The organism is Dactylosporangium sp. NPDC000244, from assembly GCF_040300725.1.
GTDB lineage: Bacteria > Actinomycetota > Actinomycetes > Mycobacteriales > Micromonosporaceae > Dactylosporangium.
Window position 1 is genome coordinate 1 of the sequence record NZ_JBEPEH010000001.1, and the last position, 23953, is coordinate 23953.

A 23953-nucleotide genomic window follows, 5' to 3' on the forward strand; every position below is an offset into this window, starting at 1 on the left:
CCGAGGACGCCGTCTCACGTCAGTCCTCACAGGACAAGCGGCCAAAGCGTTCCTCGGGAGCTCCCGATGACAAAAGAAGGTAATGCCATCAGCGGCGTAGCCGGGGACGGTTCGGGCGAGGCGGGCGTCGTCGTGGTGGAGGGGCTCGAGGCGACGGCGGAGCCGGCCGGCTCGGTGCAGCGGCCGCCGGCCGAGGTGCGGTTTGCGGATGAGCTGCGGCTGCTGGCCGAGACCGACGGCGGGCCGCGGCCGCCGGGGTGGGTGCTGAGCCTCACCGCGGCCCGGCGGTTCATCGTCGGGGACCCGGGCGCGGGGATCAGCCGCAAGTTCGTCGGCGATCCGTCGCTCATCGACCGGGCGCTGGTGTCGCTGGCCACGAGCCGGGGGCTGATGCTCGTCGGGGAGCCGGGCACGGCCAAGTCGCTGCTGTCCGAGCTGCTCGCGGCGGCCGTGAGCGGGGTGTCGACGCTGACGATCCAGGGCGGGGCGGCGACGACCGAGGACCAGATCAAGTACTCCTGGAATTACGCGCTCCTGGTCGCCGAGGGGCCCTCGACCCGCTCGCTGGTGCGGGCGCCGCTGCTGCGCGGGATGGCCGAGGGGCGGGTGGTGCGGTTCGAGGAGATCACCCGCTGCCCGCTGGAGGTGCAGGACAGCCTGCTGTCGCCGTTGTCGGACCGGGTGCTCGCGGTGCCGGAGCTGACCGGCCCGGACGCGATGGTGTTCGCGCGTGACGGGTTCAACGTGATCGCCACGGCCAACACCCGCGACCGGGGCGTCAACGAGATGAGCGCGGCGCTCAAGCGCCGGTTCAACTTCGAGACCGTCTTCCCGATCCCGGACCTGCAGACCGAGCTCGCGCTCGTGGAGGCCGAGGCGGCGGCCCTGCTGCGGCGCTCGGGGGTGACCGTGCCGCCGCGGCGGGACGTGCTCGAGGTGCTGGTCACGACGTTCCGGGAGCTACGGACCGGGCGCACGGCCCGCGGCGACTCGATGGATCGGCTCACGGCGGTGATGAGCACGGCCGAGGCGGTGTCCGTCGCGCACGCGGTCGGGCTGCGCGGGTGGTTCCTGCGCGGGGAGCCCGGCACCGCGGCCGACCTCGTCGCCTGCCTCGCCGGCACCGCGGCCAAGGACAGCCCGGAGGACCTCGCGAAGCTGCGGCGATACCTGGAGCAGCAGGCCACCTGGCGCGGCGGCGAGCAGTGGCGGGCCCTGCACGCCGCCCGGCACCAGCTGCCGGGCTGAGGTCCGCGGTGACGGCAACATGCGGCGAGGGGCGGAACCACGGCCCGGCCCGTGCTCACGGGACCGGCGTCGAGGGGCGAGACCACGGTCCGGCCCGTGCCCGCGGGGCCGGCGAGGGGGTCGCCGCGCGATGACGGTGACGTTCATCGGGGTGCGGCACCACAGCCCGGCCTGCGCCCGCCTGGTCGGCGAGACGATCGCCGCGCTGCGGCCCGCCTACGTGCTCGTCGAGGGGCCGGCGGACATGAACGAGCGCATGGACGAGCTGCTGCTCGGGCACACGCTGCCGGTCGCGGTGTTCAGCAGCTACCGCGACGAGCATCGGCACGCGGGATCGTGGGCGCCGTTCTGCGAGTACTCGCCGGAGTGGGTCGCGCTCACCGCCGGCCGCGCCGCGGGGGCCGAGGTGCGCTTCATCGACCTGCCGGCCTGGCACGAGGCCCTGGCCGGGCGCGAGAACCGCTACTCCGACGCCGAGGAGCGCTACGCCGAGGCCGTCGACCGGCTGTGCGCGGCGTTCTCGGTCGACAACGTGGACTCGCTGTGGGACCACCTCTTCGAGATCGAGCCCGCCACCGCCACCGGCCCGGACAAGCCCGCGGGGCCGGACGCCGGCCCGGACAAGCCCGCGGGGCCGGGCGCCGGCCGGGACGGGCTCGCGGGGCCGGGTGTCGGCCGGGACGGGCTCGCGGGGCCGGGCGCCGGCCCGGTGCGGCGCCACGACGACACCCCGGCCGTGGGCGGGACCGGGTCCGGCAGCGCGATCGAGGCGCGGCTGGCGGTCTACTTCGACCTGCTGCGCGGGGAGTCGGAGGCGAGCGACGGGGATCGGGCGCGCGAGGAGTACATGGCGCGGTGGGTGCGGGCCGCGCGGCACAAGGCCGGAGCGCGTCCCGTCGTGGTGGTCACGGGCGGGTTCCACCGGCCCGCGCTGATGCGGCTCACGGGCCGGGATCACGGAAGTTCGATGCCCGCAGGGGCCGAGCCCGGCGACGGGTGGCCGGCGGCGCCCTCGTTGCCGGGCGGGGCCGTCGGCGGGAGCTATCTCGTGCCGTACTCGTTCCGGCGGCTCGACGCGTTCGACGGCTACCAGTCGGGGATGCCGTCGCCGGAGTACTACCAGCGGCTGTGGGAGTCGGGGGCGCAGGCGGCGGCCGACGGGCTGGTCGGGGCCGTGGTCCGGCGGTTGCGTGAGCGGCGGCAGCGGGTATCCACCGCCGATCTCATCGCGGCCCGGGCCTCCGCCGCCGGGCTCGCGGCCGTGCGCGGGCATCGGCATCCGGGGCGGACCGACATCCTCGACGGGCTGGCCGCCGCGCTGGTGCAGGACGCGCTGGACGAGCCGTTGCCGTGGGCCACGCGGGGCAGGCTGCGGGCCGGCACGCACCCGGTGGTGGTCGAGATGGTCGCCGCGCTCAGCGGGGGACGGGTCGGGCGGCTGCACGAGGCGACGCCGCTGCCGCCGCTCGTGCACGACGTCGCGGCGGAGCTCGAGCGGGAGGGGCTGGTCACGGGCGGGGCGGTCGCGCTGAGCCTGACGGCGCCGGACGGGCAGCGGCGCAGCCGGACGCTGCATCGGCTGCGGGTGCTGGCCATACCGGGGTTCGAGCGGCGGCACGGGCCGGCCACCGGGGTCGATCCGGTGCTGGACGAGCAGTGGACGGTCAGCGAGCACGAGCATCGGCTGCCGTCGCTGATCGAGGCGGGGGCGTACGGGGCGACGCTCGAATCGGCCGCGGCCGCCCGGATCGCCGAGCGCGTCGCGGACGCGGGCGGGAACGTGGGGGAGCTGGCCGGGGCGCTGTTCGACGCGGCGCTGTGCGGCACGACCCGGCTCTCCGAGCAGGTGCTGCGCGACCTCGGGCTCGGCATCGCCTCGGCGCAGGATCTGGGGGAGCTGGGGCGGCTGCTCGGGGTACTGCTGGCGCTGTGGCGGCACGATTCACTCCTCGGCACCGCCGGGTCCGCGGCGCTCGGGGTGGTCATCTCGGCCTCGCACGATCGGCTGCTGTGGCTGGCGGAGGGGGCCCGGGGGGCCTCGGCGGCCGCGGACCCCGGGCGGATCGGGGCCGTGGTCGCGCTGCGGGACGTCGTGCGGCACGCGGGGGCGCGGCTCGGGCTCGATCGTGCGGCGGCGCTCGGGACGATGGCGCGGATCGCGGCCGGGCGGGACGGGCCGCCGGATCTGCGGGGCGCGGCGTTCGGGTTCGGGTGGGCGCTCGGCGCGCAGGACGACCCGGTGCGGGCGGTGCGCGGCGCGGGCGGGGCGGTGGCGCTCGGGGACTGGCTGGCCGGGTTGTTCGCGGTGGCGCGCGAGGAGGTACTGCACGCCGAGGGGGTGCTGGATCTGCTGGACGAGCTCGTCTCCGGGCTCGGGGCGGAGGACTTCCTGATCGCGCTGCCGGCGCTGCGGCAGGCGTTCGCGTACTTCCCGCCGCGGGAGCGGGAGACGATCGCGGAGCACGTGCTGGCGCGGCGCGGGGTCGCGGGGTCGGGGCGGGCGATGCTGCGGGCGCCGTCCGTCGATGCGGAGTCGCTGGCGCTGGCGGCGGTGCTGGAGTCCCGGGTCGACGAGGCACTGGCGCGGCACGGGATGCTGTCGTGAACGGCGAGCCGGTGCCGGGACGCCCCGAAGCGAAGGCCGATGCGAAGGGCGCGGCGGGAGCGGGGGCGCCGGGCGGGGCCGATCCGGGGCTGCAGCGGTGGCGGCTCGTGCTCGGGCACGCCGCCGACGGAGGCCTGGGCGGCCGGGGAGTGCTCGACGGCGTCGGGACGGGGCAGGACGCGGCGCTGGAATGGCTGTACGGGCGGGACGAGGAGCTGCGGCGGCGCGGGGTCCGGGGCAGCGGGCGGCACGGCGGGGACGGGCCGTCGGTCCTCACCACCGTCGACTGGCTCGACCAGATCGCCAAGCTGTTCCCCAAGGAGACCATCGAACGGCTCGAGCGCGATGCGGTGGAGCGGTACGAGATCCATGACGTGGTGACCGATCCCGCCGTCCTGGCCCGGATCGAGCCGAACGAGACCTTGCTGCGGGCGGTGCTGCGTACCAAGCACCTCATGGATCCCGAGGTGCTGCGCCAGGCGCGGCGGATCGTCGAGGCGGTCGTGCGCCAGCTCATGGAGCGGCTCGCCACCGAGGTCCGGCGGGCGTTCACCGGGGCGCGGTCGCGCACGGCGAGCCGGTTCCGGCTGGCGCGGGACTTCGACGTGCGCCGCACGCTGCGGGCCAACCTGGGGCACTACCGGCCGCAGGAGCGCAAGGTGTACGTCGAGCAGGCGTACTTCTTCTCGCGCACCCGCCGCCACGTCGAGCGGTGGCAGCTCGTGCTGCTGGTGGACCAGTCCGGGTCGATGGCCGGGTCCGTGATCCACGCCGCGGTCACGGCCGCGTGCCTGTGGGGGCTGCCGGGCGTGAAGACGCACCTGGTCACGTTCGACACCGACGTGACCGACCTGACCGGCGAGGTCGACGATCCCGTCGAGATCCTGATGAAGGTGCAGCTCGGCGGCGGCACCGACATCGCGCGGGCGGTCGCCTACGGCACGCAGCTGATCGAGCAGCCCCGCCGGACCATCGTCGCGGTCATCAGCGACTTCTACGAGGGCGGGGACCCGGGGCGGCTGGTGCGCGGGGTGCGGGCGCTCGTCGAGCAGGGCACCACGGTGCTGTGCCTGGCCGCGCTGGACGAGCAGGCGGACCCGTCGTACGACCCGGACATGGGGCAGCGGCTCGCCGACGTCGGGGCCGCGGTGGGGGCGATGACGCCGGGCGAGCTGGCGGCGTTCGTGGCGGAGCACGTGGGCCGATGAGGGCGGACGTGCTCGCGCTGACGGCCGACTCGCTGGCCGCGCTCACGAACCGGGGGCTGGTCAAGCGGGCCGCCCGCGAGGCCGAGGCCGCGCCGCCCGGCGTCGCTGAGGACGCCGACGGGACGCTGCGGGGCACCTTCGCCGACGGGGCCGCTCCGGCGCTGCCGACCGGCGGGCTGGAGCGGGCCACCTGCACGTGCGGGGCGGTCGGCGTCTGCCGGCACGTGCTCGGGCTGATCCTGGCGTACCAGGCGGCGGGCGGCAACGGCGAGGAGGCGGTGGGCGGGACCGGCGAGGGGCCGGCGGGCGGGACCGGTGTGGAGGCCGGCGGGACCGCCGGGTGGTCGCCGGGCGGGTTCACGGACGATCAGGTCGCCGAGCGGATCGGGGCGCGGATGATGGCCGCGGCGCGCCGGGCGCGGCGGGCCGGGTACCACGCGCGGGTGTACCGGCCCGGCGCCGCCGATCCCGTCGCGCGCGTCGACCTCGGGTCGGCCACCGTGCGCTTCCTGGTGCCCGACGACCTCGGGTTCGTGCACACCGATGCCGTGGCCGGGACCCGCGACGACGTGATCGCGCTCGCCGTGTGGGCGTTCCGGGAGGCCGACCGGCAGGCCCCGGGCCAGGCCGACGTGCGGGTCGACGTCGGCGAGCCGGTGACGGAGCACGGCGAGGGGCCCGACCTCGCGGCCGGGCTGGCCGGCGAGGTGCTGCTCGGCGGGGCGGTGCAGCTCGGGGCCGGGATCGTCGGCCGCATCGCCGACGTCGCCCGGCGGCTGGAGCGCGACGGGCTGCGGTGGCCGCTGCTGGCCGTCGGGGAGCTGGCGGAGCAGCTCGAGGCGTACCGGGACCGGGGGAGCGGGTACTCGCCCGAGCGCCTGGCCGAGCTGGTCGGGGAGCTGCACGCGCGGGCGCGGGCGGCCCGGGGGCTCGGGGGCGGGGCCCGGGCCCGGGTGCTCGGCACCGAGGAGGCGGCCGAGACGGCGCTGCGGCGGGTCCGGCTCGACGGGCTAGGGTGCCGCGTCGTGGCCGCCGGGAGCGCGGTGACGGGGGACGAGCGGCGGGTCGTCGAGGTGTACCTGGCCCACGCCGACAGCGGCACCGTGCTCGTGCTGCGGCGGGCCTGGGACGGCAACGAGCCCGGGGCGCAGCTCGGGCGGCGGCGGCTCGCCGGGTCGAGCGTCGGGGCGCTCGCGGCCGGCACGCTGGTGACGGAGTCCGCGGTGCGCAGCGCGAGCCGGGCCGTGCGGCTGACGACGAGCCGGGTCGCGAAGGCCACCGTCACGGCGTCGCGCGGCGCGTGGGACCGGTTCCCGGACGCGCTGCTCGTGCGGGACCTGGCCGCGCTCGCCGGGGAGCTCGACGGGCTGCCGCCGCGGGTCGTCCGGCCGCGGATCGAGGCCGAGCTCGTGCGGGTGCTGGAGGTCGCGCGGGTGCACGCCGTGGCGTACGCGCCGGGGGCCCAGCGCCTCCGGGCCGTCCTCGCCGACCGGCACGGCAATCAGGCGGTGCTCGCCGCGACCCACACCGCCGCCGCCCCGGGCCGCCTCGACGCCATCGCCGAGGCCCTCGCGGCCGCGCCGTCGTACGTCAGCGGGGTGGTGCGCAGGACCGGCGGCGGGATCGAGATCGACCCGCTCGCGATCGTGGCGGGGACGACGGTCGTCGTCCCGGATCTGGGTGAGGCCGGCGCCGGGGAGCTCGCGCTGCCGGACGGCGGCCGCCAGGAGCCGCTGCCGGCGGCGCTCGACCACGCGATCGCCACGCTCGCCGAGATGCCGCACCGGGGGCTGCGCCACCTCCCGCCGGGCTTCGGTGACCGGCTGCGCAAGGCCGGTGACGGGCTGAACCGGGTCGGGCTCCACCAGGCCGCCGCCGCGCTCGAGACGCTGCGTGACGCGCTCGGGCCCGACCCCGGCGAGGCGGCGGCGAGGGCCTGGGTCGATGCCCATCTGCGACTGACGGTGACGGCGGAACTGCGGTAGCGCAGTGCCGTTCGACACGTCCGTGGGGGGTCCGACCAAAGGCGTCCGGATGGGGGTAGGGTCCATGGCCGGACCTGTCAGACCGAGCCCCGGGGGGTTGAGCATGGCCGACTCGTTCGTGCATCTCCACGTGCACACCGAGTACTCCATGCTCGACGGCGCCGCGCGCCTCAAGGAGATGTTCGCCGAGGCCAATCGGCTCGGCATGCCCGCCGTGGCGATCACCGACCACGGCAACATGCACGGCGCGTACGACTTCTACAAGCAGGCGAAGGCCGCGGGCGTGACGCCGATCCTGGGCGTCGAGGCATACGTGGCGCCGGAGTCCCGCCTGACCAAGAAGCGCGTCAAGTGGGGGCGACCGGACCAGAAGGACGACGACGTCTCCGGCTCGGGCGGCTACACCCACAAGACGATCTGGGCCCGCAACAAGACCGGCCTGCACAACCTCTTCCGCCTCAACTCGCGCGCGTCGATCGAGGGCCACTTCGTGAAGTGGCCGCGGATGGACGCCGAGATCATCGCCGAGCACGCCGAGGGCCTCATGGCCACCACTGGCTGCCCGTCCGGCGAGGTCCAGACGCGGCTGCGGCTCGACCAGTTCGACGAGGCGCTGAAGGCCGCCGCGAAATACCAGGAGATCTTCGGCAAGGAGAACTACTTCCTCGAGGTCATGGACCACGGCCTCGACATCGAGCGCCGGGTTCGCGAGGGCCTGACCGAGATCTCCAAGCGGCTCAACATCCCGCCCGTGGTCACCAACGACTCGCACTACACGCACCAGGCCCAGGCCGAGGCCCACGACGTGCTGCTGTGCGTGCAGACCGCGGCGAACATCAACGACCCCAACCGGTTCCGGTTCGGCGGGTCGGGCTACTACCTCAAGTCGGCCGACGAGATGCGCGCCGTCGACTCGTCCGAGATCTGGCAGAACGGCTGCAAGAACACGCTGCTGGTGGCCGAGAAGGTCGACACCGCGGACATGTTCAAGTTCGTCAACCTGATGCCGCGCTTCCCGGTGCCCGAGGGCCACACGGAGGAGTCCTTCTTCCGGGCCGAGGTCGCCCGCGGGATGGCCCGGCGGTTCCCGAACGGCGTGGACGAGGTGCACCAGAAGCAGGCCGACTACGAGACGGACATCATCCTCTCGATGGGCTTCCCGGCGTACTTCCTCGTCGTCTCGGACTTCATCATGTGGGCCAAGAACGAGGGCATCGCCGTCGGCCCCGGGCGTGGTTCGGCGGCCGGAAGCCTGGTCGCGTACGCGATGGGGATCACCGACCTCGATCCGCTCCCGCACGGGCTGATCTTCGAGCGGTTCCTCAACCCCGACCGCGTCTCCATGCCCGACATCGACATCGACTTCGACGAGCGCCGGCGCGGCGACGTCATCCGGTACGTGACCGAGAAGTGGGGCGACGACCGGGTCGCGCAGATCGCCACCTTCGGCACCATCAAGGCCAAGGCCGCCATCAAGGACTCGGCCCGCGTGCTGGGCTATCCGTTCGCGGTCGGCGACAAGATCACCAAGGCCATGCCGCCCGCGGTGATGGGCAAGGACATCCCGCTGTCGGGCATCTTCGACCCGAACCATCCGCGGTACTCCGAGGCGGTCGAGTTCCGCGCCCTGTACGACAGTGACCCCGACGTCAAGAAGGTCGTCGAGACCGCCAAGGGCCTCGAGGGCCTGATCCGGCAGACGGGTGTGCACGCGGCCGGCGTGATCATGTCCGCGGAGCCGCTCATCGACCACGTGCCGCTCATGCGGCGCGACGCCGACGGGGCGATCATCACGCAGTTCGACTACCCGACCTGCGAGACGCTCGGCCTGCTCAAGATGGACTTCCTCGGCCTGCGCAACCTGACGATCATCGACGACGCGGTCAAGAACATCAAGCGCCGCGGGATCGACCTGGACCTGCTCTCCCTGGAGCTCGACGACAAGCCGGCCTACGAGCTGCTGGCCCGGGGCGACACCCTCGGCGTGTTCCAGCTCGACGGCGGCCCGATGCGCTCGCTGCTGCGGCTGATGAAGCCCGACAACTTCGAGGACATCTCGGCCGTGCTGGCGCTGTACCGGCCCGGTCCGATGGGCGCCAACTCGCACACCAACTACGCCCTGCGCAAGAACGGCCAGCAGGACATCATCCCGATCCATCCGGAGCTGGAGGAGCCGCTCAAGGAGATCCTCGGCCCGACCTACGGCCTGATCGTGTACCAGGAGCAGGTCCAGCGCGCCGCGCAGAAGCTGGCCGGGTACACCCTGGGCCAGGCCGACCTGCTGCGCCGGGCCATGGGCAAGAAGAAGAAAGAGGTCCTGGAGAAGGAGTACATCCCGTTCCGCGACGGCATGCGCGGCAACGGCTACAGCGACGAGGCGATCAAGAGCCTCTGGGACGTGCTCGTCCCGTTCGCCGACTACGCCTTCAACAAGGCCCACACCGCCGGGTACGGCCTGGTCTCCTACTGGACCGCGTACCTCAAGGCGAACTACCCGGCCGAGTACATGGCCGGCCTGCTCACGAGCGTCGGCGACGACAAGGACAAGATGGCCATGTACCTCGCCGAGTGCCGGCGCATGGGCATCGACGTCCTCCCGCCCGACGTCAACGAGTCCGCCGGCCCCTTCACCCCGGTCGGCAAGGACATCCGGTTCGGGCTCGCCGCGGTGCGCAACGTCGGCCACAACGTCGTCGACGCGATCGTGCGCTGCCGGCAGACCGCCAACGGGCCGTACAAGGACTTCGACGACTTCCTGTCCAAGGTCGACTCGGTCGTGTGCAACAAGAAGACGATCGAGTCTCTGATCAAGGCGGGCGCGTTCGACTCGATGCAGCACCCGCGCCGCGGCCTGCTGGCCATCCACGCCGACGCGATCGACAACTACGCCGACCTCAAGAAGAACGAGGCCATCGGGCAGTTCGACCTGTTCGGCGACGCGTTCGGGGCGGACGACTCCTCCAGCGGCACGGCGATGTCGGTGCAGATCCCGCAGATCGAGTGGGACAAGCGCGAGCTGCTCACCTTCGAGCGGGAGATGCTCGGCCTCTACGTCTCCGACCACCCGCTGTTCGGCCTGGAGTCGGTGCTGTCGAAGGCGGCCGACACCGAGATCAGCCGCCTCTCGGAGGAGGGCGCGGTCGCCGACGGCGCCGTGGTCACCCTGGCCGGCATGCTCACCGGCGTGCAGCGGCGCATCACCAAGCAGGGCAAGCCGTGGGCCTCGGCGTCGCTGGAGGACCTCGGCGGCGCGGTCGAGGCGTTGTTCTTCCCGAACACGTACGAGCTCGTCGGGCAGTACATCGCCGAGGACGCGATCGTGGTGGTGAAGGGCCGGGTCGACCGCCGCGACGAGACGCCCCGGCTGATGGCGATGGACCTGTCGATCCCGGACGTGAGCGCCGCCGACGAGAACCGGCCGGTCGTGCTGTCGCTGCCGGCCACCCGGTGCACCCCGCCGCTCGTCGACCGGCTCAAGGAGATCCTGGTCAACCACCCGGGCAAGGCCGAGGTGCACGTGAAGCTCAGCCACGGCTCGCGGGTGACGCTGCTGCGCCTCGGGCCCTACCACGTGAACCCGACGACCGCGCTCAAGGGCGACCTGAAGGCTCTGCTCGGCCCGAACAGTTTCAGCTGACGTGATCGCGGGGTAGCCTCGGCGGGTGCATGCGCACGCCTTAGCCGACGACCTGCGCCCGCGTCGGTCGCTGTGGCTCTCCCGGCGTGCGCGGTGGTCGGCGTCCGGAGTCGCCGCGCTGGCCGTCGTGCTGCTGGTCTTCGGGTTCGTGTACCGGCTGAGCCAGCGCCCGTACGGCTTCGAGCGCTTCGAGCGGATCGGCGGCGTCGCGCTGCCCGCCGACAGTGTCCGGGCCCGGGCCTTCCTCGACGGCGGCCGCGCCTTCCTCGGCCGGGCCACCGGCGGCGGGGGCTACGAGCTGCGGGCCGTCGACTCCGACAAGCCCGCCGTCGCGATCTGGACCAACACGTCGCTGACCGACGTCGACACGTTCCGCTCGGCCCGCGGCATGGTGCAGGTCACCGGGCTGCCCGACGCGGCCGGGCACCGGCGGGTGACGCTGCTCAACGCCAACAACGGGGTGCCGTTCGCGACCTTCGACGTCGACTCCGGCGACCGCTGGGCGCTCGTGGGCAAGTACTTCGTGCGGTACGCCGACGCCGAGCACCGGCTGCGCGTCACCGACGTCGGCACCGGCAAGACGACCGCGGTGCTCGACCAGCCGGGTGGCGCGGCGAGCTGGTGGCTGACCGACAACTGGAGCGGCCAGCAGGTGCCGACGTCCACGGCGGGGGAGCCGCTGGACGAGGCGCTGACCGTGGACCCGAACATCGTCCGGGCCATCCCCGACCGGGGCCTGGAGGTCGTCGGGCTCGCCGGCGGGCACGTGCTCGGGGCCGGGACGGGCCTCGCCGACCCGGACGATCTCGTGTACCCGTACGAGGACCAGGTCTTCGTGGCGCCCCGGGCGGCGAAGTTCGCGCTGCGGGCGTACGACCGCAAGAGCCTCGGCAAGGCGAGCTGGACGTGGGTGTCCCCGGACGCGCAGGCCCGGCCCCTGTTCGTCACCTCGTGCGGGGAGCAGCGGGTGTGCGTCGGTGAGGAGCACTTCCTCACCCAGCTCGACACCGCGGACGGCCGGGTGGTGTTCCGCATCGCGGCCGAGCGCCCCTCGCAGGCCGTGCCGGTCGGCGACCGCATCATGCTGCGCACCGTGTCCGGCACCGACACCGCGGAGACGCTCCTGGACGCCGACGGCCGGACGGTGCGCAGCTGGCCCGGCAAGCGCGCGGCGCGCCTGGACGAGGGCAGCTACCTGCTGCTGCCGGCGGTACCGCCCACCGGCGCCTACCCGTGGATGGGCGTCGACGCCGAGCACGGCACCGCGCGCAACCTCGGCGACGTCGACGCGCGCCCCGACTCCTGCACCTGGAGCCACACCTACCTGGCCTGCGCGACCGAGGGCGAGTTCACGTTCTACCGCATCCGGGCGCCCTGGTACTCCATCTGAGTCGCCTGAGTCGCCCTGCGCACCCGGGCCCGCCGCGCGATCCGGAACATGGCCACCGCCCCGATCCCGACCCACACGACGTTGACCGCGGTCGACGGCCACGCGTGGCTGACGGCCGAGTTCCAGGCGAGCGCGACCGCCCCGACGATGTTCATGGCCTGGAACGCGAACCCGTCACCGGTCAGGCGCTTGGCGGACACCAGGCCGTACGCGGCGAGCACCAGCCCGGCGCCGACCCACCCCATGAAGCCGATCAACATGCCGACGATCGTCGCATCAAGTGCAGCTAACGTGTGAGCGAGAATATCTACAGCAGCACTGCAGTAAGGCTTCACATGGATCTTGACCCGCGCCGCCTCGCGGTGCTGGCCGCGATCGCCCGCCGCGGCACCCTGGCCGGCGCCGCGGCCGCCCTGCACGTGACCCCGTCGGCGGTGTCGCAGCAGCTCGCCCAGCTCGAGCACAGCGTCGGGCGCCCCCTCGTCGACCGCTCCGGCCGCCGCGCGGTGCTGACGGCCGCGGGCCGGGTGCTGGCCGGCCGGGCCGAGGCGATCGCCCGCGAGCTGGCCGAGGCCGAGCGCGAGCTGGCCGCGATGTCGGGCCGGGCCGCGGGCCTCGTGCGGGTCGCCGCCTTCGCGACGGTGATCCGGCACCTGCTCGTGCCGGCGATGGCGCTGCTGGCCGAGGACTTCCCGGATGTGGTCTGCGCGATCACCGAGCTGGAGGGCGGCCCGGCCCTGCGCGAGCTGCGGCTGGGCGGCATCGACCTGACCATCACCGAGCGCGACGCGGTCCTGGGCCTGGAGACCCACCGCCGGCTGACCGTGATCCCGCTGTGCGAGGACCAGTACCGCGTGGTCGTGCCGGTGGGCTGGCCGCCCGTGCACTCGTACGCGGACCTGGTCGACCGCCCGTGGGTCGCGGGCTCCCCGTCGTCGACGACGGGCCAGATCCTCGACCGGGTCTGCCGCGAGCAGGGCTTTGCGCCCCGGCGGGTGCACGAGTGCCTGGACTATCCGACGGTGCTGGCGCTGGTCGCGGCCGGGCACGGGGCGACGATCGTGCCGGACCTGGCCCTGCGCGGGGTGAGCCGCGACGAGATCACCGTGACGTCGCTGCCGGGCGCGGGCGCGCGCCGGCTGGACGCCCACGTGACGGCGGCGCGAGCCCAGCTCCCAGCGGTGGAGGCGCTGCTGTCGTGCTTGCGGACGGTGGCTCCCGGGCCTCGGTAGTGTCCCGACCGGCCGAGGCCCGGGAGCGTCTCTAGGCGGCGACGATCGTGCCGTCGGGCTGTCTGGTGCAGGTGACCGCCCGGGCGGCCGTCGTCGAGGCGGCGGCCAGGCACTTGGCCAGCACGGCCTGGCCCGCGGCCGTGGGGTGCCACGACTCCTGGCAGGTCTGGAAGTACGAGACGCAGGTGTTGGCGATCCGCTGGATGGCGATCTTGTCCTTGCCCGAGAGGCTGGTCACGAAGGTGCCGCTGGGGCCGTCCTGCAGGCGGATCGGGGTGGCCAGGGCGCCGACCGGGCTCCCGGGCTTCTCGCACAGCCGGGCGCCGTCGAAGGCGTGCTGGACGTCGAGGAACACGAGGTCGTCGTTCGGGCGCTCGGCCGCGAGGGTGTTGCGCACGGTCTGCACCATCGTGCCCAGGCCCTGCGAGAAGAGGTGCCCGGCGGAGAGGCTCGCGCGGTGGATCGGGCAGCCGGCCGCGTACCGCAGGGCGCCGAGGTCCCGGAACTTGTCCCGGTCGTCCTGTCGGCCGTCGGCCTCCCAGTAGGACGGGTCGAGGTCGAACGGCAGCGGGTTGGTGTAGTCCTGGAACACGACCCGGTGCTGGTGGTCGGCGTCGACCTGGTCGAGGGTGGTGAGCAGCTGGCGGACGGCGGCGATCGTCTCGGCGGTGGCCGCGTCGAACTGGGCCTGGGTGGCCAGGTCGCCCGCGGCGCACGGGGCCTGCTCGACGGGGCCGCCGAGGTACGCCCAGAACTCCCACCACCCCGTCCACGCGTCGGCGATGAAGCGGTTGGCGCACTTCTCCGCCACGTCGCCGAAGGTGAACTGGCTGTTGTTGGAGCCGAGCCCGACGAGCACGAGGTCGATGTCGTGCGTCTGGGCGACGGCGCGGAGCTGGTCGAGCTGGGCGGCGACGGTCCGGCCCTTGTCGCGGGCCGAGGACGGCGCGGCGAAGTCGGCGGGGCGGCCGCCGGAGCAGGCGAGGTTGTAGCGGTCCTGAATCCCCGGCAGCGTGGCCTGCAGCAGCGAGGCGTTGGCGGAGCGGTGGCAGAAGAAGGCGTTGCTGTTCGGCGCCGACCAGCCGGGGAAGCCCTGGGCTACCCCGTTGACGTCGACGACGGGCTGGTAGCTGCCCGCCCCCTCGCCGGAGATGAAGCTGTCACCCAGGGCGACGGCGGCGGTGGGCAGGGCGGCGGCGGCAGCGGTGGGCGGGGTGGCGGCTGTCGCGGCGAGCGCTCCGGAGGCGACGACGGTCGCCACGAGCGCGGCACGGAGGAACTTGGACACAGGCGGTCTCCTCGATCCCAGAACGTGAAGAGTTCTCGGATCAGATCACGGGAGCACCGCGGAGGTCAATGTCTAGTAGATCGACATGTGGACATGGTTCGTGTGGTCGCTGCTCGGGTCGCCCTGGCCGCTGGAGTACGGGTGCCAGCCCGCGGCCGGGGTCCAGATCTGGCGGTACCAGATCACGTACATCACCCCGAGCGCCGGCGCGTTGCGCACGAGCCACGTCGCCAGCTCGGTGCCGTACTCCTTCGCCGCGCCCGTCGCCACCCCGCCGAAGCCCTTCGGGTCGGCCGCGAAGTCGCAGGCCCGGCCCTTCGGATGCTCGTAGGGGCCGCTCGGGCGGAAGCACGACACGTGGTGCTCGAAGCCCGCGAGCTTGACCTGCTCCAGCGCGTGCTCGGTGCGCGGGGTCAGGCAGCCCGACGTCGTCGGGTCGTGCAGGCCGCACGTCTCCGGCGGCCACGAGCCGTCGGGCCGGCGCGGGGCCGGCTGGGCGTTGACGAGCGGCGTCTTCACGCTCGTGGTCGTCGCCGGGTCGAGGATCGGCTGCGACTCCCGGTTCAGCGCCTCGGCGAGCGCCTTCTCCACGGCCGCCTTCTGCTGGGCCATCACCGCGAGCTGGTCCTGCTGGCGGCGCACCTCGGTGTCGATGGTCGCCTTGTTCGCCTCGAGGGTGGCCCGCACGCTCGTCAGCTCCTGCAGCTGCGCGGACTGCCGCCGGGCGACGAGCTCGAGCAGGCTCACGCGGTCGGCGAAGACGCCGGGGCTGGGGCTGTCCAGCAGGGTCGCCGCGTCGCGCAGGCCGCCGCCGTACTGGTACGCCGCCACGGTCACCGTGCGCGTGGCCTCGACGAGCCGCTGGTAGCGCGGCTCCAGCTCGGCCTGCTCGGCCTGCACGAGCGCCTGGCGCGTCTGGGAGGCGGCGAGCTGGTTCTGCGCGTCGATGTAGGCCTTGTTGGCCACCTCGAGCTGCTCGGAGAGCGCGTCGGAGCCGGTCTCGACCGCCACCGTCGCCCTGGGGGAGGGCTGCTTGGTCGATGGCTGGGGCTTCGGACTCGCCGACGCGGGGGCCGCCGTCAGGGCCAGCAGGGCGCACACGACGGCCGCGATCCATGGTGATCTGGTCATACCGCTCGTCTGATCGGCAGGGAGCGGGCCGGCTTGAGGGCTACCGCACCGCCGCGTAGAGCCCGGCCGTGGTGCTCGTCCCCGTGGCCCGGACCAGCACCCGCTCCAGGTCGCTGAGGAAGCCGAGCGGGCCGCGCCGGCCGAGGTACCCGTGCGCCGCGCACAGCCGCAGCTCGGCGGTCCGCCCGAGCCGGAGCAGGCACAGGAAGAAGCGCGCTCCCGCCGGAGCCGGATCGCGGGGCACGACCGCGGCCAGCCGCGCGGCCCCGTGCACCCCGGCGGCCCCGGTCGAGTCGTGCCGCCGGTCGGCGAACCAGCAGCCGTCCGGGCGGGAGTCCTCGTAGGCGACCTCGGCCCGGCGCAGCAGCGAGCCGAACGGCTCGTGCCGGTAGCGCGAGGGGGTGCAGTCGAGCCGGAACCCGCCCGCCGGCACGCGCAGGGCGGCCTCGTCCTCGCCCGTGTACGCGGCCAGCTCCAGCGCGACGGCCGCGAGCAGCACCGTGACCGGGTCGGCCCGGTGCCGCGCGCCGAGGCAGTGCACGGCGAGCGCGAGCGCGGGCGACTCGATCAGCCCCGAGTCGAGATCCATGTGATCCACCGGTGCCGAAGGTAGGGCCGCCCGGGCAAGCCGATCAATGCGTTCTCGAGGAACTTGCCGGTTTCTTGCGGCACGCCGGGGATAGATTGGCAGACATGTGGCAGATCACCATCAGCGACGCCTGCATCGGCTCCGGCAGCTGCGTCGGGGTCGCGCCGGGCCGTTTCGACCTCGACGACGCCGAGGGCCGCTCGCACCCGGTGCACCCCGAGATCGAGCCGGGCGACGAGGCGGTGCTCGACGCGGTCGCGAACTGCCCGATGGAGGCGATCACCGTCGTGGACCTGGAGACCGGCCGGACGGTCGAAGCCTAGGAGGGTCGAGGCCTAGGACGGGGCCTGACCGCGGTAGGCGGCCAGGAGCGCCTCGGCCGCCTGGACCGGGGTCAGCGAGCCGTCGAGGACCGCGCGCTCGACGCGGGGCGTCAGCTCGCGCACCGCCGGCGACGTGCGCAGGCCGTCGAGCAGGGCGTCGCGGGTCATCGCCCAGACCCAGCCGATCTGCTGGCGCTCCCGCCGCGACCGCAGCTCGCCGCCCGCCTCCAGCCCGTCGTGGTGGCGGCGCAGCCGGTCCCACAACGTGTCCAGGCCGGCCCCGGTCAGGCCGCTGCACGTGAGCACCGACGTGCCGGAGTGCAGCAGCCGCAGGGCGCCGGAGAGCTCGCGGGCCGCGGCGCGGGCGTCCTGCTCGTGCGGGCCGTCGGCCTTGTTCACCGCGATCACGTCGGCCAGCTCCAGCACGCCCTTCTTGATGCCCTGGAGCTGGTCGCCGGTGCGGGCCAGGGCCAGCAGCAGGAACGTGTCGACCATGTCGGCGACCGCCGTCTCGGACTGGCCCACCCCGACGGTCTCGACCAGCACCACGTCGTAGCCCGCGGCCTCCACGACCACCATCGCCTCGCGGGTCGCGCGGGCCACCCCGCCGAGCGTGCCGGAGGTGGGGGAGGGGCGCACGAACGCGGCGGGATCGTTGGCCAGGCGGTTCATCCGCGTCTTGTCGCCCAGGATGCTGCCGCCGGTGCGGGTCGAGGACGGGTCGATCGCGAGGACGGCGACGCGGTGGCCGGCCTCGATGAGGTACATCCCGAGCGCGTCGATGAACGTGGACTTGCCGACCCCGGGCACGCCGGTGACGCCGATCCGCCGGGCGCCGCCCGCGTGCGGGGCGAGGGCGTGCAGGAGCTCCTGGGCGCGGGCGCGGTGGTCGGCGCGCGTGGACTCGACGAGCGTGATCGCCCGGGCGATCCAGGCGCGCGAGCCGCCCCGCACGCCCTCGACCAGGTCGCTCAGTGCTGCAACCGGGATCGCAGCACCTCCAGCAGGTCCAGGGCCGCGTCGGCGATGACGGTGCCCGGGCCGAAGATCGCGGCCGCGCCGGCCGTGCGCAGCTCGTCGTAGTCCTGCGGCGGGATCACCCCGCCGACCACGATGAGGATGTCGTCGCGGCCCAACTCGGCGAGCTCGTGGCGCAGGGCCGGTACGAGCGTCAGGTGCCCCGCGGCGAGCGAGTTCACGCCCACGATGTGCACGTCGGCCTCGACCGCCTGCCGGGCCACCTCGGCCGGCGTGGAGAACAGCGGGCCCACGTCGACGTCGAAGCCGAGGTCGGCGAAGGCGGTCGCGACCACCTTCTGGCCGCGGTCGTGCCCGTCCTGGCCCATCTTCGCCACGAGGATGCGCGGCCGGCGGCCCTCGTCGTCGGCGAAGGCGTCGGTGGCGGCGCGGGCGCGCTCCACGTTTCCGGCGCCGGCCGCCTCGTCGCGATACACCCCGGAGATGGTACGGATCTGCGCCGTGTGCCGCCCGAAGACCTTCTCCAGCGCGTCGGAGATCTCCCCGACGCTCGCGTGCGCCCGGGCCGCGGCCACGGACAGCTCGAGCAGGTTCCCGCCGTTGGACGCGCCCTCGGTGAGCGCCCGCAGCGCGTCGTCGCAGGCGGCCTGGTCGCGCTCGGCCCGCAGCCGCTCCAGCCGGGCGATCTGGGCCGCGCGCACCGCCGAGTTGTCGACCTTGAGCACCTCGATCGGCTCGTCGGTGTCGGGCCGGTACTTGTTCACCCCGATCACCGGCTGCCGCCCCGAGTCGATGCGGGCCTGCGTGCGGGCCGCTGCCTCCTCGATGCGCAGCTTCGGGATGCCCTCGTCGATCGCCCGGGCCATGCCGCCGGCCCGCTCGACCTCCTCGATGTGCGCCCAGGCGCGGGCGGCGAGGTCGTGGGTGAGCCGCTCGACGTAGGCGCTGCCGCCCCACGGGTCGATCACCTTCGTGGTGCCCGACTCCTGCTGCAGCAGCAGCTGCGTGTTGCGCGCGATGCGGGCCGAGAAGTCGGTCGGCAGGGCCAGGGCCTCGTCCAGCGCGTTGGTGTGCAGCGACTGCGTGTGGCCCTGGGTCGCGGCCATCGCCTCGACGCAGGTGCGCACCACGTTGTTGAAGACGTCCTGGGCGGTCAGCGACCAGCCCGACGTCTGGCAGTGCGTGCGCAGGCTCAGCGACTTGGGGTTCTTGGCGCCGAACTCGCGCACCAGCCGCGCCCACAGCAGCCGCCCGGCCCGCAGCTTCGCGACCTCCATGAAGAAGTTCATGCCGATCGCCCAGAAGAACGACAGCCGCGGCGCGAACACGTCCACGTCCAGCCCGGCGTCGCGGCCGGCCCGCAGGTATTCGACGCCGTCCGCGAGCGTGTAGGCGAGCTCGAGGTCGGCGGTCGCCCCGGCCTCCTGGATGTGGTAGCCGGAGATCGAGATCGAGTTGAACTTCGGCATGTGCTTCGAGGTGTACCCGAAGATGTCGCTGATGATCCGCATCGACGGCGCGGGCGGGTAGATGTAGGTGTTGCGGACCATGAACTCTTTGAGGATGTCGTTCTGGATGGTGCCCGAGAGCTGCTCGGGCTTCACCCCCTGCTCCTCGGCGGCCACGATGTAGAGCGCCAGCACCGGCAGCACCGCGCCGTTCATCGTCATCGACACGCTCATCCGGTCCAGCGGGATGCCCTCGAAGAGGCGGCGCATGTCCAGGATCGAGTCGATGGCGACCCCGGCCATGCCCACGTCGCCGGCGACGCGCGGGTGGTCGGAGTCGTAGCCGCGGTGGGTCGCCAGGTCGAACGCGACCGAGAGGCCTTTCTGGCCGCCGGCCAGGTTGCGCCGGTAGAACGCGTTGGACTCCTCGGCCGTGGAGAAGCCGGCGTACTGCCGCACGGTCCACGGCTGCGTCGTGTACATGGTCGGGTAGGGGCCGCGGACGAAGGGCGCGATGCCGGGCAGGCTCCCGAGGGACTCGACCCCGGCGAGGTCGTCGGGGCCGTAGACGCCCTTGACGTCGATGCCCTCGGGCGTGGCCCAGACCTCGCCGGGCTCACCGCGCTCGGCCGGCTCGACGCGCGGCGTGCCGAGGGCGACCTCGGAGAAGTCGGGGATCACGGTGCCACTCCCAGGTCCTCGTGCGTGCGGCGCAGGACGGCGAGCGCGTCGCAGCCGCTGTACAGATAGGCGTCCACGCCGTCGTAGTCGCCCTTGCCCGCGAGCCAGACCGTCGCGACGCCCTCGGCGCGCAGGCGGGCGGCGGTGGCCGCGGCCTGCTCGGCGTAGGAGCGGTCGGAGCCGCAGATGCACGCGACCGGCGCCGCGCTGTCCTCGGTCAGGCGCACGCCCCCGGCCGCGAACAGGTTCGCGGCGAAGGCGACGCGGGCGGAGTGCGCGGCCACCGGGCCGAGCGCGACCAGGCGCACCGTGGGGGGCTCGGCCGCGGCGTCGGCGGCGTCGCGGAGCGCCTCGAAGCCGTGGGCGTACGACATCCGCGGCAGGCCGCCGCCCGGCGGCACCGGTGCCGGGGGTCTGATCGGCCGCCGCTCGTCCAGGTCCGGGAACTCCGACACGCCCGTGATCGGCTGCCGGCGGTGGGCCAGGTCGGCCTCGCGCCGCTGCCGGACCGCGCCGACGCGCTCCTCGACCAGCCCCGAGCGCAGGGCCGCGGCCATCCCGCCGGCGCGCTCGACCTCGGTGAAGACGTCCCAGGCGGCGTGCGCGAGGGCGTCGGTGCGCGACTCGACGTACCAGGACCCGCCGGCCGGATCGAGCACCCGGGCGATCCCGGACTCCTCGATGAGCAGGGACTGGGTGTTGCGCGCGATGCGCCGGGAGAAGGCGTCGGGCAGGCCGAGCCGCGCGTCGAACGGCTGCACGGTGACCGCGTCCGCGCCGCCGGCCCCGGCGCCGAAGCACGCCACGGTGGTGCGCAGCAGGTTGGTCCAGGGGTCGCGGGCGGTCATCATCGCGTCGCTGGTCACCGCGTGCTGCCGCTGGGCGCCGAGGTGCGGCACGTCGCAGACCTGCGCGACCCGCGTCCAGATCCGCCGCGCGGCGCGCAGCTTGGCGATCGTGGCGAACTGGTCGGCGGTCGCGGCGAAGCGGAACTCCAGCTGCTTGAGGGCCATGCCCGCGGAGAGCCCGGCGCCGACGAGCTCGCGCAGGTACGCGACCCCGGTCGCCGTGGCGTAGCCGATCTCCTGGGCGTCGCTCGCGCCGGCGTCGTGGTACACGGTCGCGTCCACGGTCGCGATGGGGACGGGGGAGGCCTTCAATGCCGACAAAATGCTCATATCGGGCGATGTTCCGGTCCGCGCGGCCAGGCCGAGCGGATCGGCGCCCAGGTTGCCCGACTTGTCCGCTCCGGGCAGCGCCAGGAACGCGCGCGCGGCCTCGTGGGTCAGCGGCCCGTGGTCCAGCACGACCGCGGCCAGATCGAGCAGCACCCCGTCGAGCGCCTCGGCGAGGTCGCCCGGGGCGATCCCGGCCAGCCACAGCGACGTGGCCCCGTTCTCGAGGTCGGCCAGCACCGCCGCCCGGGTCACCTTCGGGTCGAGATCGGCGTGGCGCTGCCGCACGTCCCACGGCCGCGGCGCCGCGCTCGCGCCCCGCACGAACGGCACGTGCCCCGGCTGACCGGCCGGCGGCGCGGGGTCGGCCGCCGTGTACAGCGGCGCGATCCGCAGTCCGTCGTAGGTCTCGGTCGCCAGCAGGTCCGCCACCGCCTCCGGCGGCGTGTCCTCGCCGGCCAGCCCGGACTTGCGCAGCACGCCCAGTGCGAGCCGCTGCCAGTCCAGAAGTTCCTCGGTGGGCGTGCTCATGGTGGACACGTTAAGGCCGCGTGCGCGCCGGTGGGCACCCCTGTGACAACCTCCACCCACTCCACACTGCCACCGGATCAGCCCCTACGCAGGATCTGCAGGCCGAGCACGACGCCGAACGGGGAGTCGGTCACCGCCGTCACCGCGCGGTGGCCCCCGGTCCGGGCGGTGAGCAGGAGCTGGGACACGAGGACGTGCTCGGCGACGCACTCCATGTCGACGAAGGCCTCGTCGTCGCCGATCCGCAACAGCGCCCAGACCTGCCCGTCGCCGAGGCAGATGGCCTGGAGGCGGTACTCCCCGGCCGGCAGGGTGCGATCGTCGTCGAGCCGCAGGAGGTTGTCGCGCCGCCCGCTCATGAGCCGCTCGGGCGTCGTCTCGACCGCGTCGGACTCGGGCTTGTTGTACTCCCGCACCCGGCGCAGCATCGTGCCGACCTGCTCGCCGGAGAGCCCGGCGGGCACGGGGTCGGTGGTGGCCGGGGCCAGTGGTGCGGCCGGCGCGGCGACGATCGTGCGGGTTGCGGGGCGGGCGGTCGCGAGCGCGTAGCCGAACGCGACGCCGACCACGAGCACCACGGCGATCGTCAGCGCCCCTTGACCACCACGGCCACCACCGCCACCACGGACGCGCTCAGGCCGCTCCGGCACCGGCCGCGCGCCGGTCACCTCGATCTCCACGCTCACCCTCCGGCGCCGGCGGGTCCGGCTGGGCCGGGATCGTGGGGCTCACGGGAGCGGGCGCGAGGCCCACGACGAGCCACGTCGCGGCACTGACCCCGGCCAGCATCGCCATCACGATCGTAACCCGGTCGACGGAGGTGGACAGGTGCCAGTCGATGGGGTACGGCGAAATGAGATAGATGAACGTGATTGCGGCCCAGTAGCCGCCGAAGACCACCCACAGCCATCCGTCGCCGGCCAGCCCGAGCGCGTGGCGGCGCCCGCGCAGGAAGAAGGTGCCGAGCGCCGCGGCGAGCAGGGCGGCCCCCACGACGTAGCCGACCTGGTCGTTCAGCGCCGCCTGAATCTCCGGCAGCCGGCTCCAGGCCGCGTGGTCGCCGTGCAGCAGCTCCCCGAAGCGGCCCTCGGCCATGAGGTCGTTCTTCGCGCCGAACGTGCGCGCCGTCGCCGACCAGACCGCGGCGATCCCGACCGGCAGCCAGCACCACGCGGCGCGGCGCGGATCGCGGCGCAGGCGGACCGTCGCCACCACCGCGACGACCCCGGCGAGCGGCAGCCCCTCGTTCTTCGTCAGCACCGCGGCCGAGACGAGGAACAGCGCGAGCGGCGTGACCCGCACCGGATCGGCCGCGCCCAGCAGCAGCACCGCCCCGGCGATGAACGCGGCGGCGTACATCGTGTCGCTGTAGCCCTCGGCCGGCGCGGTGTACTCCGGCAGCCAGGCCGCGCACGCGGCGGCCAGCGCGGCCGGGACCGACAGCCAGGCCGGGGCGCTCGCGGTCGCCCGGCGCACCGCGTACGCCACCAGCACCACGGCCGACCAGGTGATCGCGACGTTGACCGCGATGGCCGGGCGGAACGTGAGGGAGTCCAGCAGCCGCCACGCCACCGCGACCGGGGCCGAGGCGATGGGAGGGTAGTCGGTGTGGGTGATCGCGATCGTCTCGTTGCCGATCGCGGCGCGGGCGAAGTCGCCGCCCTGCGCGAAGTATCCGGCGTGCTGCCACCAGATCGCGTGCGCGTCCCAGCCGACCGGGCTCTGGAACATCATCAGGAAGGGCGCCAGCATCGGTACGCCCAGCAGCCCCGCCTCCCGCCAGGAGCCCCCCGGCACCGGCGCGGCGCCGCGCGCGAACCACGCCACGGCGACGGTGGCCAGGAACACCGCCCCGAACCAGGGCAGCAGCGGCCCGCGCAGCCACAGCATGAGCACCACGGCGACGGCCGACACCGCGGCGGCGGCGAGCGGGGAGAGCACGACGGCCAGCGGCACCGAGCGGGTCAGCGCCCACGCCAGCGGCAGCCCGGCCACGGCCAGCGCGAAGACGGCGACGATGCTGGTCATCGGGCGGCCGCCGTGAGCTCGAGCCCGACCCCGTCCGGGAGCCTGGGATCGACGAGGCGGCGCAGCACGACGTCGGCCCGCTCGCGGGCGCTCACCGTGGTCACGCCGTGCATGGCGGCCAGTTCCTGCAGCCGGAACCACCAGATGCCGTCGGGCTCGTCGATGTAGACCAGCGCGCCCGCGGGGACCTCGCGCCCCATCTGCTCGCCGAGGTGCTCCATGGCCGTCAGGAGCTTGCGCTCGGGCTGCCCGGCGGCACCCCGGTAGCGGGCCGCGAGATAGGCCCCGGCGTGCGCGGCGTGCGTCGCGTTGATCACCGCGGGAACCAGCGCCGCGACCGCGACCAGCGCGACGACCAGCCGTGCCGCGATGAGCCGTCCGTCCCTCATCCATCCCCCGGTGATCCGTGTGGCGGGGACTATACGTGGCGCGGTGGGTATCTCGCGCCCCGCAGAGGGGTGGTTCTGCCCGGGCCG

General features: G+C 74.1%; 18 protein-coding genes. 8 read left to right on the forward strand and 10 right to left on the reverse strand.

Annotation, left to right across the window (positions count from 1 at the left end; all coding sequences use genetic code 11):
* Positions 1 to 174: 174 nt before the first annotated feature.
* The 6 genes from ABT369_RS00005 to ABT369_RS00030 all read left to right on the forward strand — a co-directional run bounded on the left by ABT369_RS00005 (position 175) and on the right by ABT369_RS00030 (position 12073).
* Positions 175 to 1248, forward strand: coding sequence for an ATP-binding protein (locus ABT369_RS00005; protein WP_350609842.1), 1074 nt, complete (start codon positions 175 to 177; stop codon positions 1246 to 1248).
* A gap of 130 nt (positions 1249 to 1378) precedes the next feature.
* Positions 1379 to 3853 (forward strand): DUF5682 family protein, encoded by a 2475-nt coding sequence (locus ABT369_RS00010; RefSeq protein ID WP_350608930.1) that lies wholly within the window; start codon positions 1379 to 1381, stop codon positions 3851 to 3853.
* 89 nt (positions 3854 to 3942) lie between these two features.
* Positions 3943 to 5061, forward strand: a complete 1119-nt coding sequence (locus ABT369_RS00015; protein ID WP_350609844.1) for a VWA domain-containing protein — start codon at positions 3943 to 3945, stop codon at positions 5059 to 5061.
* The gene (locus tag ABT369_RS00020) at positions 5058 to 7046 is read left to right on the forward strand and encodes a YehQ family protein (protein ID WP_350608931.1); all 1989 of its coding nucleotides are present in this window, start codon (positions 5058 to 5060) and stop codon (positions 7044 to 7046) included. The genes ABT369_RS00015 and ABT369_RS00020 overlap by 4 nt, the downstream gene beginning before the upstream one ends.
* Before the next feature lie 103 nt (positions 7047 to 7149).
* Positions 7150 to 10683: a DNA polymerase III subunit alpha gene (gene dnaE, locus ABT369_RS00025; RefSeq protein WP_350608932.1), complete on the forward strand. Its 3534-nt coding sequence runs from the start codon at positions 7150 to 7152 to the stop codon at positions 10681 to 10683.
* A 25-nt stretch (positions 10684 to 10708) separates the two neighbouring features.
* Positions 10709 to 12073, forward strand: a complete 1365-nt coding sequence (locus tag ABT369_RS00030; RefSeq protein WP_350608933.1) for a hypothetical protein — start codon at positions 10709 to 10711, stop codon at positions 12071 to 12073.
* Here the strand turns inward: ABT369_RS00030 and ABT369_RS00035 are convergent.
* A complete protein-coding gene (locus tag ABT369_RS00035; protein WP_350608934.1) occupies positions 12040 to 12333 on the reverse strand; it encodes a CBU_0592 family membrane protein in 294 nt (97 codons plus the stop codon). The two genes, ABT369_RS00030 and ABT369_RS00035, sit on opposite strands and share 34 nt — an antisense overlap.
* 75 nt (positions 12334 to 12408) lie before the next feature.
* Between ABT369_RS00035 and ABT369_RS00040 the strand changes: the two genes are divergently transcribed.
* Entirely contained in the window at positions 12409 to 13305 is an 897-nt protein-coding gene (locus tag ABT369_RS00040) for a LysR family transcriptional regulator (protein WP_350608935.1), read from the forward strand.
* A 31-nt stretch (positions 13306 to 13336) separates the two neighbouring features.
* Here the strand turns inward: ABT369_RS00040 and ABT369_RS00045 are convergent, their stop codons facing one another.
* From ABT369_RS00045 to ABT369_RS00055, 3 genes are all read right to left on the reverse strand, one after another.
* On the reverse strand, positions 13337 to 14593 hold the full coding sequence (locus ABT369_RS00045; RefSeq protein ID WP_502891675.1) for an SGNH/GDSL hydrolase family protein: 1257 nt from the start codon (positions 14591 to 14593) through the stop codon (positions 13337 to 13339).
* Positions 14594 to 14665: 72 nt separating this feature from the next.
* The gene (locus ABT369_RS00050; protein ID WP_350608936.1) at positions 14666 to 15724 is read right to left on the reverse strand and encodes a coiled-coil domain-containing protein; all 1059 of its coding nucleotides are present in this window, start codon (positions 15722 to 15724) and stop codon (positions 14666 to 14668) included.
* Positions 15725 to 15764: 40 nt separating this feature from the next.
* On the reverse strand, positions 15765 to 16322 hold the full coding sequence (locus ABT369_RS00055) for a hypothetical protein (RefSeq protein ID WP_350608937.1): 558 nt from the start codon (positions 16320 to 16322) through the stop codon (positions 15765 to 15767).
* Positions 16323 to 16417: 95 nt separating this feature from the next.
* Between ABT369_RS00055 and ABT369_RS00060 the strand changes: the two genes are divergently transcribed.
* Positions 16418 to 16636: a ferredoxin gene (locus ABT369_RS00060; protein ID WP_350608938.1), complete on the forward strand. Its 219-nt coding sequence runs from the start codon at positions 16418 to 16420 to the stop codon at positions 16634 to 16636.
* 12 nt (positions 16637 to 16648) lie between these two features.
* On the opposite strand, the gene meaB is transcribed toward ABT369_RS00060, so the two are convergent.
* The 6 genes from meaB to ABT369_RS00090 all read right to left on the reverse strand — a co-directional run bounded on the left by meaB (position 16649) and on the right by ABT369_RS00090 (position 23866).
* On the reverse strand, positions 16649 to 17590 hold the full coding sequence (gene meaB / locus ABT369_RS00065; RefSeq protein WP_350608939.1) for a methylmalonyl Co-A mutase-associated GTPase MeaB: 942 nt from the start codon (positions 17588 to 17590) through the stop codon (positions 16649 to 16651).
* 17 nt (positions 17591 to 17607) lie between these two features.
* Complete coding sequence (scpA, locus tag ABT369_RS00070; protein ID WP_350608941.1) at positions 17608 to 19743, reverse strand: methylmalonyl-CoA mutase; 2136 nt, start codon at positions 19741 to 19743, stop codon at positions 17608 to 17610.
* Positions 19740 to 21449: a methylmalonyl-CoA mutase subunit beta gene (locus ABT369_RS00075; RefSeq protein ID WP_350608942.1), complete on the reverse strand. Its 1710-nt coding sequence runs from the start codon at positions 21447 to 21449 to the stop codon at positions 19740 to 19742. Before ABT369_RS00075 ends, scpA begins: the two co-directional genes overlap by 4 nt.
* Before the next feature lie 77 nt (positions 21450 to 21526).
* Positions 21527 to 22129 (reverse strand): hypothetical protein, encoded by a 603-nt coding sequence (locus ABT369_RS00080; RefSeq protein ID WP_350608943.1) that lies wholly within the window; start codon positions 22127 to 22129, stop codon positions 21527 to 21529.
* Positions 22083 to 23477, reverse strand: coding sequence for a hypothetical protein (locus tag ABT369_RS00085; protein ID WP_350608944.1), 1395 nt, complete (start codon positions 23475 to 23477; stop codon positions 22083 to 22085). Before ABT369_RS00085 ends, ABT369_RS00080 begins: the two co-directional genes overlap by 47 nt.
* Positions 23474 to 23866 carry a hypothetical protein gene (locus tag ABT369_RS00090; RefSeq protein WP_350608945.1) on the reverse strand — a complete coding sequence of 131 codons (393 nt, stop codon included), beginning with the start codon at positions 23864 to 23866 and terminating at the stop codon, positions 23474 to 23476. Before ABT369_RS00090 ends, ABT369_RS00085 begins: the two co-directional genes overlap by 4 nt.
* Positions 23867 to 23953: the final 87 nt, after the last annotated feature.

Coding starts and splice junctions, on each gene's coding strand:
- dnaE (WP_350608932.1), top strand. CDS start 7,150: ATGGCCGACTCGTTCGTGCATCTCCACGTGCACACCGAGTACTCCATG.
- ABT369_RS00075 (WP_350608942.1), bottom strand. CDS start 21,449: ATGAGCACGCCCACCGAGGAACTTCTGGACTGGCAGCGGCTCGCACTG.
- ABT369_RS00040 (WP_350608935.1), top strand. CDS start 12,409: ATGGATCTTGACCCGCGCCGCCTCGCGGTGCTGGCCGCGATCGCCCGC.
- ABT369_RS00035 (WP_350608934.1), bottom strand. CDS start 12,333: ATGTTGATCGGCTTCATGGGGTGGGTCGGCGCCGGGCTGGTGCTCGCC.
- ABT369_RS00085 (WP_350608944.1), bottom strand. CDS start 23,477: ATGACCAGCATCGTCGCCGTCTTCGCGCTGGCCGTGGCCGGGCTGCCG.
- ABT369_RS00020 (WP_350608931.1), top strand. CDS start 5,058: ATGAGGGCGGACGTGCTCGCGCTGACGGCCGACTCGCTGGCCGCGCTC.
- ABT369_RS00010 (WP_350608930.1), top strand. CDS start 1,379: ATGACGGTGACGTTCATCGGGGTGCGGCACCACAGCCCGGCCTGCGCC.
- ABT369_RS00090 (WP_350608945.1), bottom strand. CDS start 23,866: ATGAGGGACGGACGGCTCATCGCGGCACGGCTGGTCGTCGCGCTGGTC.
- ABT369_RS00050 (WP_350608936.1), bottom strand. CDS start 15,724: ATGACCAGATCACCATGGATCGCGGCCGTCGTGTGCGCCCTGCTGGCC.
- ABT369_RS00060 (WP_350608938.1), top strand. CDS start 16,418: ATGTGGCAGATCACCATCAGCGACGCCTGCATCGGCTCCGGCAGCTGC.